Origin of the sequence: Dehalobacter sp. 12DCB1 (genome assembly GCF_004343605.1) — a bacterium.
GTDB lineage: Bacteria > Bacillota > Desulfitobacteriia > Desulfitobacteriales > Syntrophobotulaceae > Dehalobacter.
Genome location: NZ_POSF01000002.1, coordinates 115,250 through 128,867, shown reverse-complemented (window position 1 = coordinate 128,867; position 13,618 = coordinate 115,250). Strand labels below are relative to the sequence as shown.

The following is a 13,618-nucleotide window of genomic DNA, read 5'->3' as shown; positions in this document are numbered from 1 at the left end:
GGGTTAATATTTGGGGGCGCATTTTGATTTATGGCTTATTTTAGCTTTCTTTATGCGCTACGCTTACTCCAACAGGCCAGACCGATAACACAAACACCGGGTTCTGTCCCGTAAAGAGATGATAATTCGCCAGCTTTCTGGCTTTGGAGACCATTACTTGAACAATCTCTACATCATAAACAGTCTGATCGTTATAGTAATCCATGGCTTCATTCAGGGTTTCCAGCGTAATTGCATTGATAACAATTCCCGCAACCGGGTTTTTGGCATAAACCATATCGAGTATTTCCTTCAAATTACCGCTGCTGCCGCCGATAAAAACCCTATCCGGTGGCGGAAGCTCTGCAATTCCGTCCGGTGCCGTATTTTTGATAACAATAAGATTTTTTACACCGAATTTCTCTTTATTCCTTTGGATGAGCTCTACCGCCTGATCTTTTTTTTCGATCGCATAGACAAATCCATCCGACTGCTGCAGTGCCATTTCAAGTGCAACAGAACCGGTCCCGGCACCAATGTCGTAGGTGGTATCGCCCTGGCGGAGACGTAGCTTAGAGAGAGAAACTGCCCGGACCTCCTGCTTGGTCATCGGCACATCACCACGCACAAACCATTCATCTGGAAGCCCGTGCGTGATGCAGGCCCGGTTCAGCGGCGTTACATTTTCGATTATCATGACGCTCAGTGAGGTGAAGGGCTGTTCAAGAAATTCTTGGGCCTTTCCGGTGCAAATCCTCTCATCCGGATAAGATAGGTTTTCACCAATACTGACTTTGACATGCGCTAAGCCGAAATCACAGAGTCTCCTACAGATGGATGCCGGATTCTGGTCTCCACCTGTCAGAACAAATACCTTCCTGTTATTCATCACTTTTCCGACAATATTGTTGGCTCTGCCATGCAGGCTGCAGATCACGGCATCGTCCCAGGAAGTTCTGAGCTTCGAAGCAAAATACTGAAGTGATCCGATTCCACAGATCAAGCGGATGTTTGGTGAAGCCACGAGGTTTTCGGATTCCAGAGTGCCGAGGAGCGACTTTGCCAGGCTGTAGAAGCCAACATCCCCAGACACCAGAATAGAAACTTCATAGGCGCACGCGCTGGCTGACTGCAGTGTATGCAGAAATTCCCTGATCTGCCGGTCCTGGGTCGCATGATATAAGTCTTTTCCATCTGCTAAGTTTATCAATCCTGCCAGGATACGCTTATCACCAATCAGACATTGGCTTCGTTCTATTGCCTCCGCTGCCTCACGAGTCAGCTGCAGGAGATTGCCTGGGCCCATGCCAATGATGTTCAGCTGCAGCATTTTGCGTCACCGCTCATTTCCTTTATCCGATCGACAACAATTTGTGCAAGTCTCTTATCTGCCCCCAAAGTTTGTCCAAAGCTGATTTTTACATTGGGGTATTCTTTCAAGAATTCATCAATTTCAGCCGGGATATCCTCCAGAATATGAACACCGGCAAACAGGAAATACGGAATGACCTTGATCTCTGTAACTCCCCGGTCAAGAAGTTTTTTCAGGCCCGTTTCCAGATTGTTAGCGGAAAATTGTAAGAACGCATATTCAATTAGATTAGTATTGAGTCCAGACTTCAGTTCTTCCTTAACCATCTCAATGATTTTCTGCAGCGTATTTTCCGTTTCACTTTGTCTGCTACCATGAGCTAAGATTAAAATTCCCGTCATCGCACTCTTCCCTTTCCAAAAAATAATTCCTTAATTGAAAATTCTAACTCCATTACCTGGTATTCTAATGAAATCGGTTATTCAAATTTAGAGAGATCTTAAGGCCTTCTCTGCACACTCCAGCGTCCGGTCAATATCCACTTCCGTATGGGAATTAGAGATAAATACCGCTTCGAATTGCGCAGGGGCAAGATAAATTCCCTGATTCAGCATGGCACTGAAGAATCGTCCATACATCTTCGTATCACTGGTCAAGGCATCGGTATAATTATAGACTTCCCGTTTGGTAAACAACAGCGTTGAAAGCGAGCCGATACTGTTTACCGTCGCCTTTAGGCCTCTAGCTTTGATCAGTTCCCGTAATCCGTTGCTTAGTCTTGCTGAGAGACTATCAATATGCGTATAGATCTGCGGGTTGTTTTTAAGAATAGACAGTTGAGCAATACCTGCAGCCATGGCCACAGGGTTTCCGCTTAAAGTTCCTGCCTGATAGACTCCTCCGCAGGGTGCGACCTGCTGCATGATTTCTTTTCTTCCACCGTATGCCCCGACCGGCATGCCGCCGCCAATAATTTTTCCATAAGCCGTTAAATCCGGCTTAATGCCAAACAGTTCCTGGGCTCCGCCTAGACCAAGCCTGAATCCGGTAATAACCTCATCGGCAATGAGCAATGTGCTGTTTTCAGTACAAAGCTTTTGCAGTTCCTGCAGAAAACCCGGCTTCGGCAGGACAACACCCATATTGGCAGGTACAAGCTCAACAATCACTGCTGCAACCTGATCTTTATTGTTTTCAAATAAGGCCTGCACACTGCCAATATCATTAAATACCGCCGTCAGAGTATCAGCGGCACATCCAGGAGGAACCCCGAGGCTGCTCGGTACGCCGGAGGACATAACCCCCGATCCTGCCTTGACCAGCATTGCGTCGCTGTGTCCATGGTAACAGCCTTCGAATTTAATAATTTTATTTCTGCCGGTAAAACCGCGAGCTGCACGTACTGCGCTCATCGTTGCTTCTGTTCCTGAATTGACCATTCGGATCATTTCAATTGACGGAACCAAGTCACAGATCAATTGGGCCATCCTGACCTCAGCTTCTGTGGCAGCTCCGAAGCTCAAGCCTCTTTCAGCTGCCGTCACGACAGCCTCCAGCACTTCCGGGTTGGCATGTCCGAGGATCATCGGCCCCCAAGAGCCGATATAATCGATATACTCGTTACCGTCTACATCATAGAGTCTTGCCCCTTTGGCACGGCTGATAAAGCGCGGCGTATCGCCGACAGACTGAAAATTACGCACAGGACTGTTGACTCCGCCGGGCATCAGCTGTTTAGCCTTTTCATATAATATTTCCGATTTCATAGCTTGTACCTGCCTTTTAACTGTTAAATCTTAACCAATTCTTCCTTCACTGATATACGCCGCAATCTCCGGTGCAAAATATGTGATCAGCATATCGGTTCCTGCCCGAAAAAAACTCACGGTCGTTTCGCAGATCATCGCGGCCTCATCAATCAGTCCGGCTTTTGCTGCCGCCTTGATCATGCTGTACTCTCCGCTGACACTGTAAGCAGCCAGGGGAAGGTCAAATGTCTCTTTGAGCTTGGCAATCACATCCAGGTAAGCCAGAGCCGGTTTGACCATCAAAATGTCCGCCCCTTCCAGCACATCAAGTTCAGATTCCCGGACGGCTTCACGCAGATTATGATAATCCATTTGATAAGTTTTCCGGTCTCCGAAAGACGGTGCACATCCGGCTGCCTCCCGAAAAGGTCCATAGAAGGAGGATGCATACTTGGCCGAATAGGACATAATCGGTAGGGTCGTAAAATGGTGTTGGTCCAACGCTTCGCGGATGGCTTGTATCCGTCCATCCATCATATCGGATGGCGCTACCATATCTGCACCGGCCTGGGCATGGGATACTGCCACTTTGGCCAGTATTGACAGAGTACCGTCATTATCCACTTCCTTGCCTTTTAATAGGCCACAATGTCCGTGACTGGTATATTCGCAAAGGCATACATCTGTAATGACATTAATCTGTGGAAAGCTCAACTTGATTTTCCGAACGGCCTGCTGCAGGGCACCGTTTTCGTTATAGGCCTCACTTCCGGTCTCATCCTTGCGACTGTGCTCCGGTACCCCGAAAAGCAGAACACTGCCGATACCAGCCTTGATGACGGTCTCCACCGCATGTTCAACCCGGTCCGGGCTGTAGCGCTTCTGGCCGTCCATCGCTGCGATATTTTCTTCAATTGCACTGCCTTCCTTGATAAATATCGGGTAGATCAGGGCACTTTTAGAAAGACGAGTTTCACGTACCAACTCCCGGGTAACGTTGTCTTTTCTCAATCTTCTCGGTCTGATTGCTTCCATCGGTACCTCCTTTGGCCGCCATTTACTGCTACTGCGAGATTGCCTCAACCATACTGTCCAAAGTAGCTTTTTCGGCAATAATACACTTCATCCCGTGGCTTCGGGCCACCTTGGCTGTTTCTTCACCAATGCAAACTGCCGTCACCTTTGTAAAATCCAGCTGCGGCAGGGCATTGACAAATCCGCCTACTGTCGAAGCACTTGTAAATGCCGCATAATCAAAATCATAAGACAGGATTATTTCTTTTGAAAAAATACTGCTGTCTGATTCGTAGAACGTGTCATAAACCGGAATATCTTCATAGCAGATTCCTGCTTGATCAAAAATGCGGTTTAGATCTTCCGATCCTTCCCTGGCCCGTAAGACCAACACTTTTTCTCCAGGTGCCAGAACGTTGACGAGGCCGCTGGCAAGGCTGGCGACGTTATAGCTTTCCGGCATATACTCAATGCGAATGCCGCGCTGGGTAAACACCTTGGCCGTTCCGGCTCCGATAACCGCGATCTTAATCCCGTACAGGTCACGGATGTCTCTCCCCATTTCGTATATTCTGTCAAAGAGAGCCTCTACGCCAGCCGCGCTGGAAAAAACAAGCCAGTTATATTCTTTGATCCGCTCCAGTGCAGCATTAAATGCTTTATTGTCGCTTATTGGTCTGGTTTGGATACATGGGAATTCCAAAGCTTCCCCGCCAAGATCTCGGATCTTCTGACTAAGGACGGAATTAAGTTTTTCCGGACGTGTTACCACGACACGTTTACCTGCAAGCGGACGCTTCCCTGCCCATTCGAAATTCTCGGACAAGGAACAGACCTGGCCGATAACGATAACAGATGGGTTGCGGATTTCCGCCTTTGCAGCGTCACCTGGCAGGTTGCCGACTGTCGTCAGAAGCTTGCGTTGTCTTGCTGTCGTTCCTCTTTCGATGACCGCCGCCGGCATATCCGAAGCCATTCCAGCATCCAGCAGCCCTTCGGAAATACTTTCGATCGCCGATACTCCCATCAGGAACACCAACGTTCCTTTCATGTTTACAGCAGCCTGAAAATCAATATTCGGAGTCTCGCCCTCTTTTGTATGTCCTGTAATGATATGCAGGGAAGAACAAAAGTCCCTATGGGTTACCGGGATTCCTGCATAAGCAGGAACCGCGATGGCCGATGTCACCCCAGGTACTACCTCGAACGGAACCTGATGTTCATGGAGCAGTTCCAATTCCTCTCCGCCACGTCCGAACATAAACGGATCTCCGCCCTTCAGACGAACGACTGTCCTGCCTTCCAGGGCTTCTTCCAGCAGAATCCGGTTGATCTCGTCCTGCGGAATACGATGATAGGTCGGCAGCTTGCCGACATCTATTTTTTTTGCGTCTTTAGGGATTAAATTGAGGATTTCAATACCTACGAGCTTGTCGTAAATGACAACCTCTGCATTCTGAAGAACACGCAGCCCTTTTACGGTGAGCAGTCCTGCATCAGACGGGCCTGCCCCAACCAGCCAAACTTTTCCCGTTCTCTTTTGCTCCATTTATCTTACCTCCGCAAGTAGTCTCGTTGCCAATCTGTATCCTATTTCCGCCGCATCCCTGCGGTCGCCGGTCATGCTGCCTTTGGCCTTTTCACCGGTTTCAACATCGACATAGAGGCCGGTGATCCTGACTTCTGTACCATGCACTTCGGCAAATGCCGCAGCAGGTGAACTGCACCCGCCGTCAAGTTTTTGAATAAAGGCTCTTTCAGCCAGGGCTGCTGTCTGAGCATCTTTGTCGTTAATACACGCCAAAAAGTTGAGATCCTCGCCTTTTCTGCCCTGAATCGCCAGGATTCCCTGTCCGGCAGAGGGGATCATTTCCTCAGTGGAAAACACCCTACTGATACGGTTTTCCAGTGACAGCCGCTTAAGTCCGGCGAAAGCCAGCAGCAGAGAACTGAATTCACCCTCGTCCAGCTTTTTGAGCCGGGTAAGTACGTTGCCCCGCACAGGCTTGACATCTAAACCGGGATACAGATCTAAAAACTGGATTGTTCGGCGTGCGCTGGAACAGCCAACAGCCTTTTCTTTGTCTAGATTTTCTATAGATCCTGTCCCCTGCGGCAAAACCAGTACGTCCCGAGGATCTTCTCTTTTAGAAAATGCCGTAATCGGCAGGTCCTCCGGTATTTCTGCCGGCATATCCTTTAAACTGTGAACAGCGATATCAATTACACCTTGACAGAGCGCCCTGTCCAGTTCTTTCACAAAAAGGCCTTTTCCTCCTATTTTGTCCAACGTCTGTTCCAAAATGACGTCCCCTGTGGTCTTCATGGTAATAAGCTCAAGTTCCAATTCAGGATGATTTTTTCGGATCTGCTCCATAACAAATTGTGACTGGATCACCGCCAGCCTGCTTTCCCGGCTGCCGACAATTATTTTTCTTTTTCCCATTCGGCTACCTCTATTCTCATTTAATCAAAGTTACTTATTGTTCGTTTATTTCATTATGTTATTTATTCGTCATTATTTATTCGTCCAAGTGTTCATTCATGTATAGCCTCAGCTTCTCTGCTGTCTTCTTAGCCTTCGTATGGTCTTCCCCGCTGGCCGTGAGCCCGATCACCACATTTCCCTTCCTGACCACTGCCGGGAAATAGAACGTACATAGTTCCTTACAATCTGCGACACTGACAGGGATTCCATACCGGGTGCATTCTTCGGCAATTTGACGGTTTACTTGTGTTTCATTGGTTACTGCCAGAACCAGGTCAGCCCCATTACAGTCCCCTTCCTGATACTTGCGACAGAGCAAAGTGACTCTTCCATTATCTGCCAATTCTTGTTTAAGCTCCGGGACAAGTTCAGGCGTAATCACGGTAATGTCGGCATCAAACGGCAGTAATGTTCTGATTCTTCTTGCCGCAATCTTTCCGCCCCCGAAGACAACAATCTTTTTATTCTGAAGAGAAACAAAAAGCGGAAACCAAGGCTGATTCGGACGCTGTTCCAGAGAATAGTCCCAGGCAAGCTTGTGCAAAACCTGTTCCTTGTTGTAAAACGTATGCTGTTGCGCATCTTCTTTCTCATCTATTTTACCTGGATGCTCCAGTGTCTCTGGTTGTTCCGGCCGCCTGATTAGAATCACTGTAATTCCCAGCTCACGTGCTGCTTCAATTTTTTCCTGGAATCCTCCGGTCTCTCCGGAGTCTTTTGTCACCAGAAATCTTGCTTGAGATGCTTTCAGCATGGCAATGTTCAGCTCTTTGGAAAATGGGCCCTGCATATAGCTTATATTTGACTTCTTAAAGCCCAGCTTTTCACACTTCTCCATTACATCCTGCATCGGAAGGACCCTGGCAAATACCCGCTCCTGATAGTCCTTGATTCCGGTAAACGTTTCAATCTCCTTGCTTCCGCAGCTCAGAAAGATGTTCCCAGTCTTATCATTTAATACCCGTACCGCATCCTCGCTGTTGTCCGCATAAATCATGTTTTCCAATATATTTGCGTTAAATGACGGATTATTCGAGACCAATCTGCCCGGTTCCCTTTGCAGACGGATATAGTCCGTTGCGGTTTCGCGGCAAGCTTCGCAGATATTGTCCGTAACAATTTGGGCGTAAGGATGTGTTGTATCAATGACACAGTCCGGCTGAACCTCCCGAATGAAGGCGGCCATTTCTTCCCGGCCCAAACGTCGCGCTTGGATGTGAAGATTTTGATCCGGTTCGATCAGCTCCCTGCCATAATCCGTGGCCACTGAAACATACACTTTTGCGTTACTTCGCCGCAGCTCATCAATCAGCTCCCTGCCTTCAGTTGTCCCGGCAATGATCCAAAATACCGGCATTTTCATCATTTCCTATATCCTCTCGGTGTGACCAGTTTGTTGTTGATTACCCTTGTCTGTGAATTCCCGATAATGACAGTCGTAAACATATCAACTTTCTTCTCTCTCAATTCAGTCAGGCTGGAGACAATTTCATAATTCTCGCCCTCTCTGCCGATGCTGCGGACAATACCGGACGGCAGGTTAGCATTCTGATGGCGCATCACAATATCGCAAGCCTTTTTCAAATAATCGTGCCTTTTGATACTCGATGGGTTGTATAGTACAATGACAAAATCTCCCTGGGCTGCCGCTGCAAGCCTGGCTTCGATCTTCTCCCACGGCGTTAATAGATCACTGAGGCTGATGACTGCAAAGTCATGAATGAGCGGCGCTCCGAGAACAGCTGCACCGCTGCAGGCCGCTGTGATTCCTGGTATTACTTCGACCTCGAGGAAAGGATACGGCTCTGCAAGCTCCAGCACAATTCCTGCCATGCCATAGACCCCGGCATCCCCGCTCGAGACCACAGCAACCGTTGCACCTTCCAGCGCCTTTTCAACCGCGGTCCTGCAGCGATCCACCTCTTTCTTCATCGGCGTAGCAATTAACTTTTTATCTGGAAACTGATCCTTGATTAAATCGATATAAAGCGTATATCCGACTAAAATATCACTTTTTCTAAGTGCTTCCTGCGCACGGTTTGTCATTTGCTCCGGTCCGCCCGGTCCTAATCCCACGACATATATTTTCATTGCCCTTCTTACCTAACTACTTTCTCTAAATTTGTAAAACATTCATCCCACAGATCCCGGTCAATACTGTCCCTAAACCCAAACAGCACCGAACTTACTGCCTTTTCTGCCACTTGCGCCAGCCTGTTTTCAAAGAATGCTTTGTCTTGGTCGCTTAAATTCAGGTACGCAAGATCTTTTTGCAAATTCCGGCATATCCTTTCCGATGTTGAATTGGATATGCTTTGCAGTAGCGGCAGATAACTGCGGATTTCAAATGATTCTATAAATTTGTCGATATGTTCATCAATAATTTCATAAGCCGCTGCTAAAGCATTCTGGTTTCTGAGCTCTGCCTTCCCTAGACCCAAATTGTCCATATCCAGTAATGTAATATTCTCCATATCTCCGACTTTCGGTTCGATATCCCTCGGTACTGCCAGATCACAAAAGATTCTTGGCCTATGATTCTGCGCCAGAGCTGAAATTAAGGCATCAGCTTTAATCGTATAATGTGGGCTGGACGTCACGCTTACCACTACATCCATGTCGGCTAGCACCGTATGGCGTTTTTCGTAATCCACGCCCGTACATTGTTTCGGCAATAAATAAGCTCCGTGTTTACGCTGTCTTAAGGTGATCAAAACCTCCGCCCCACAATCTGCAAGCTGTGCGGCTACAATCTTTCCCATCTCGCCGTTGCCAATGACCAGACACCGCTTTTCCCCCAAGTCAGGAAAGACTTCCTGGATCCGCTCCAGAGCTTTCGTTGCTACCGATACGTCCGTCGTCGTCAGCTGAATCTGTGTTTTTACTTTCTTCGCCGAGGTTATGGCCATCTGAAAAAGTTTTTCCAGATAAAGGTCAGCAGTACCTGTCTCTCTGGCCTCTTCAATGGCTTTTTTAATTTGGGATAAAATTTGGCTTTCTCCCCAAATCTGAGACTTCAATCCGCAGGCAGTTTGAAAGAGGTGAACAAAGGCCTCACGGGACTGCCGGATAACAAATAAGCGCTCATATTTATCCCTGTCTTCCTTCTCAATTCGCTTCAGACCGTAGAGAATTTCTTTCAAATTAACTAGAGATCCTTCATTTTCGCTGACCCATAGCTCCGTACGGTTGCAGGTGGATATAATTACTGCGCCTTCCACACCATAATTATTTACAGCAGCTTCCATGGCCTGTCTGCTTTGAATCGGTGTAAAGGCAAACATTTCGCGTTCCTTTAATGATGCTTTTTCATGATCGATCCCGATCATTCTAATATTCAAAGCTAACCCTCCATTCCTTCTGAGCAAGAGCTATTGTTACCCCATTCCCGGATACTTTTCGGCTAATCAGCCCTCCGCCTGCGCTTACCATTAAGGCCGCCCGCTCACAGACATTGCCGACACCGGTAATACTACTTACAAATTCCGATTCTGTATACTTGCCTGGTACGGAAAGAAGTTCATCTGAACTAAAAAAATGCAGTGGCAGATTATTTTTTGCGGCAAAATCAAGCAGCCCCTGTTCTTTTGTTTTGAGGTCAATACTGGCAATGCCCGCAATGGCCTGAAAGCTGATGTTGTTCCTGCTCAACTGCTCAAGGACAAGATCCTCAATACGCTGCAGCGGCGTACCCCTTCGGCAGCCAATTCCGAGATACACCGTCCGGGGAACGATATTCAGCGTTATGGGATAGGGTTTTAATTTGTCATTCAGAGAAACACAAATGCCAATACCCATGCTGTTTTCATTCTTCTCCAATAAACGCGGCATCTCTCCTTCTATGTCCAGCTCGCTATAAAACCCGACCGGCTTTTCTGCCAATAGTCGTGCCGAAATTTCTTTCGCTACTTTCAGATCCGAAATCCAGGCGTCATGGAAAGCTGCCCATTCATCGACCGAAAAAAGCCTGTTTATATCCGTTGCAGTCGTTATCACAGGGATTGCGTTTAGCGCTTCGGATATCCTGTCCGCCAGCATGTTGGCGCCGCCGATGTGGCCGGAGAGGAGCGGTATAACGAACCGTCCCTTTTCGTCAATACACAAAACGGCCGGATCTTTCGTCTTGTCCTGAACAAAGGAGGAGATTGCCCTGACGGCAATCCCGCAGGCCCCAACAAAAATTAGCGCGTCTTTTTCTGCAAACTGTCTGCCTGTAAACACCTTTAAATCCGGAGCAATGGGTTCTGCCATGCCGGCTGTATTGACGGCCCCGGTAAGTTTTTCCGGCTGATAGCAAGCCGTATGATTACCTTGAGCATCCAACAGCTCTTTTATTTTCAGGCTGAGAGCGACTCCATTGGCGGTAAAAGCCAGGATGCTTATCTTCATTTCAAATCCTCAGTCCAAGAAGGCAGTGGATCGATTCCTTCCCGAAATTCATGCGTAAATGCCGGATCGTAAAGTTTAGATCTTTCGAAGTCGTTTCCCAAAAATCTGCCCACTAGAATCAAGGCCGTTTTGGTGATATGGTTCTCTTTAGCTGTCCTCGCCAATGTCCCTACCGTACAGCGGAACTGCTTCTCATCCGGCCAGGTTGCCTTATAAACAATCGCTGCCGGAGTGTCAGCGGCGTAACCGCCTTCCATAAGCTTGGCACTTAAGTTCTCCAGCATCCCTGTACTTAAGAAAATTGCCATGGTCGCCTGATGCGACGCCAGGAGAGCAATGTCTTCCTTAGGCGGTACCGGGGTTCTTCCTTCCATGCGGGTAATAATTACAGTTTGGCTGATATCCGGCAATGTATACTCCTTCTTCAAGGAGGCAGCAGCTCCGAAAAACGAGCTGACTCCAGGTACGACTTCGTAATACAGGCCCTCGGCATCAAGCAGATCCATCTGCTCACGGATCGCTCCGTAAATGCTTGGATCGCCGGTATGCAGACGCACGACCAGTTTACCTGCCCGGGTGGCAGGAACCATCACAGCAAGCACCTCTTCCAGTGTCATCCCGGCACTGTCGTAAACGGTGCATTCCTTCTTCGTAACATTCAATAGCTCCGGGTTGACCAGCGAGCCTGCATAAATCACAACATCGGCCTGTTCCAAAAGCGTCTTTCCGCGAACCGTGATTAAATCTACCGCGCCCGGACCGGCCCCAATAAAATAAATCATCTGACAATCTCCTTTTCTTTCACAATGATCGTGGAAAAATAGCTTGCTTTCCCCTCGGCTACACTGATATCTTTTATAACTCTCTCTGACGGCATCCCGCAGCATTCCACCATCTGGGTATGCTTAACCAGATCTTTGCTGATAAGCTCTTCCTTAACCTTGCCAAATTCCCTTCCTGATTTCATCAGCACCTTGGTTCCGCCCCAGTCCAGGTAATCAAAGGACCCTTCATAGGATGCGGGGATAATGTGCAACGGCTGGGCGCCCTCGCAGAGAGGCACATTAAGTCTTGCTGCTACAGCACAGAAGGACGGGACCCCCGGAATCAGCCGGGCATCATAGCCTGCTTCCAAAACCCGGTTATGCAGATAAATGTATGTGGAATAGATCGATGGATCCCCTAGCGTAAGAAAAGCCACAGATTTGTTTTGTTTGAGCTGGTCGATGATCTGTTCAGCTGCTTCCTGATGGCTTTGCTCCAGCATTTGGGCATCCCGTGTCATCGGCATGTAAAGTTCCAGTATTTCTTTTGTGGAGAGGTCCACAGCCTGCTTGGCAATATTCCAGGCGGTCATTTCTTTTTCATCCGTCCGCGGAACAGCAATAAGATCTGCCTCGCTGATGATTCGGACGGCCTTTAAGGTCATCAGTTCAAAGTCTCCCGGACCTACGCCTATTCCGTATAATGCTGCTTTCATGATGGCTTCATCCTTTTTATTTTATTGACTATTTCATCCGCCTGCGGTGTTTTGCCCAGGATACCCTGTTCATTGGAATACAGGATCACACCGGCTTTCACCTTATTCTGCAGGCGGTAATTCACATATTCATCAATTTTTAACATGATGGACTCAAATACCTGGTTTCTAAGCCCGTGCCGGTCTAATACCGTAACGGCCTGCGGTGCTGTCAGGCTAGCCATAATTTCTTTGACTATCTCCTTCCCGGCACCGTGTAAGGCAGCATGTACGGCGATAACTTCCATGCGGCAGTCCGCATAGCGGGAGTGGGTATTCATAATGCCCGCTGCCAGCTTGACCAATTTTCCGGCATGTCCAATCAGCAGCAGGCCGTCAAAGCCTAATTCCAAGGTAAAATCCAGCATTTCACCGATATAATTGCTGCAGTGAATCAGAGAACTCTCCAGCCCCAGCGTACTGCGGGCAAAAGTTTCACCGTAATTTCCAGGGCAGACCAACAGATCTCTGCAGCCCTTTTCTTTCTGCTGATTCATCTCCAGTCGAATCGTATCGATCAGGGCCTTTTCGCTCATCGGCTCGACAATTCCTATTGTTCCCAGAATAGAGATTCCGCCAACAATGCCCAGCCGTGGGTTAAAGGTTCTTCTGGCAATGGCCTCCCCTTCCGGAACTGATATCGTAATTTCCAGGCCTCCCTCATAACCGTACTCGGCACAGACTTTCGCCACTTCCGACATAATCATACTTCTGGGAACAGGATTGATGGCCGGTTCTCCTATAGAACAGGCAAGCCCGGGCTTAGTGATTCTGCCGACGCCCTGGCCGCCATCAACCTGAATATTATTATGGTTCGCTCTGGTGACCGTCGCAAAAATAAGGATGCCGTTAGTCACATCCGGGTCATCGCCGCTGTCCTTTTTTACAGCACACGTCACCTGGTTCATGTCTCTCCGAACTTCCAGCACCTGCATCGTAACCGGTATCCCTTTCGGTGTCGCAATGGCTATTTGTGTGCACAGGTCTCCCGAGAGCAGCATTACCGCCCCAGCCTTGGCAGCAGCAGCCGCACAGGATCCCGTAGTAAAGCCGCATCTCAGTCTTTTATTCTGTTTGATGATAAAGAGTTCACCGGATTGACTGTTTTGTGGACTGTTTTGTTCAACGTTTAGATGGTGGATGTCATGATTCATCATTTTTATATTCCT

13 protein-coding genes are annotated in these 13,618 nt (G+C 48.2%); all 13 read right to left on the bottom strand.

Annotated elements, in window-relative coordinates:
• Window positions 1-40 precede the first annotated feature (40 nt).
• The gene (gene cbiE / locus C1I38_RS01245; protein ID WP_119775503.1) at window positions 41-1,309 is read right to left on the bottom strand and encodes a precorrin-6y C5,15-methyltransferase (decarboxylating) subunit CbiE; all 1,269 of its coding nucleotides are present in this window, start codon (window positions 1,307-1,309) and stop codon (window positions 41-43) included.
• Window positions 1,297-1,692: a CbiX/SirB N-terminal domain-containing protein gene (locus C1I38_RS01240; protein WP_119775501.1), complete on the bottom strand. Its 396-nt coding sequence runs from the start codon at window positions 1,690-1,692 to the stop codon at window positions 1,297-1,299. Before C1I38_RS01240 ends, cbiE begins: the two co-directional genes overlap by 13 nt.
• Before the next feature lie 87 nt (window positions 1,693-1,779).
• Window positions 1,780-3,057, bottom strand: a complete 1,278-nt coding sequence (gene hemL / locus C1I38_RS01235; RefSeq protein WP_119775499.1) for a glutamate-1-semialdehyde 2,1-aminomutase — start codon at window positions 3,055-3,057, stop codon at window positions 1,780-1,782.
• A gap of 30 nt (window positions 3,058-3,087) precedes the next feature.
• On the bottom strand, window positions 3,088-4,074 hold the full coding sequence (gene hemB, locus C1I38_RS01230; RefSeq protein ID WP_119775498.1) for a porphobilinogen synthase: 987 nt from the start codon (window positions 4,072-4,074) through the stop codon (window positions 3,088-3,090).
• A 28-nt stretch (window positions 4,075-4,102) separates the two neighbouring features.
• Window positions 4,103-5,602: a uroporphyrinogen-III C-methyltransferase gene (gene cobA, locus C1I38_RS01225; protein ID WP_119775496.1), complete on the bottom strand. Its 1,500-nt coding sequence runs from the start codon at window positions 5,600-5,602 to the stop codon at window positions 4,103-4,105.
• Window positions 5,603-6,499: a hydroxymethylbilane synthase gene (gene hemC, locus C1I38_RS01220; RefSeq protein WP_119775494.1), complete on the bottom strand. Its 897-nt coding sequence runs from the start codon at window positions 6,497-6,499 to the stop codon at window positions 5,603-5,605.
• A 76-nt stretch (window positions 6,500-6,575) separates the two neighbouring features.
• On the bottom strand, window positions 6,576-7,907 hold the full coding sequence (gene cobK / locus C1I38_RS01215; RefSeq protein ID WP_119775493.1) for a precorrin-6A reductase: 1,332 nt from the start codon (window positions 7,905-7,907) through the stop codon (window positions 6,576-6,578).
• A complete protein-coding gene (cobJ, locus tag C1I38_RS01210) occupies window positions 7,904-8,632 on the bottom strand; it encodes a precorrin-3B C(17)-methyltransferase (RefSeq protein WP_119775491.1) in 729 nt (242 codons plus the stop codon). The genes cobK and cobJ overlap by 4 nt, the downstream gene beginning before the upstream one ends.
• Before the next feature lie 8 nt (window positions 8,633-8,640).
• Entirely contained in the window at window positions 8,641-9,882 is a 1,242-nt protein-coding gene (gene hemA / locus C1I38_RS01205) for a glutamyl-tRNA reductase (protein WP_119775489.1), read from the bottom strand.
• Window positions 9,872-10,930 (bottom strand): cobalt-precorrin 5A hydrolase, encoded by a 1,059-nt coding sequence (locus C1I38_RS01200; RefSeq protein WP_119775487.1) that lies wholly within the window; start codon window positions 10,928-10,930, stop codon window positions 9,872-9,874. Before C1I38_RS01200 ends, hemA begins: the two co-directional genes overlap by 11 nt.
• A complete protein-coding gene (cobM, locus tag C1I38_RS01195) occupies window positions 10,927-11,712 on the bottom strand; it encodes a precorrin-4 C(11)-methyltransferase (RefSeq protein ID WP_119775485.1) in 786 nt (261 codons plus the stop codon). The genes C1I38_RS01200 and cobM overlap by 4 nt, the downstream gene beginning before the upstream one ends.
• Window positions 11,709-12,410: a precorrin-2 C(20)-methyltransferase gene (cobI, locus tag C1I38_RS01190; RefSeq protein ID WP_119775484.1), complete on the bottom strand. Its 702-nt coding sequence runs from the start codon at window positions 12,408-12,410 to the stop codon at window positions 11,709-11,711. Before cobI ends, cobM begins: the two co-directional genes overlap by 4 nt.
• Window positions 12,407-13,603: a cobalt-precorrin-5B (C(1))-methyltransferase CbiD gene (cbiD, locus tag C1I38_RS01185; protein ID WP_119775944.1), complete on the bottom strand. Its 1,197-nt coding sequence runs from the start codon at window positions 13,601-13,603 to the stop codon at window positions 12,407-12,409. The genes cobI and cbiD overlap by 4 nt, the downstream gene beginning before the upstream one ends.
• Window positions 13,604-13,618 lie beyond the last annotated feature (15 nt).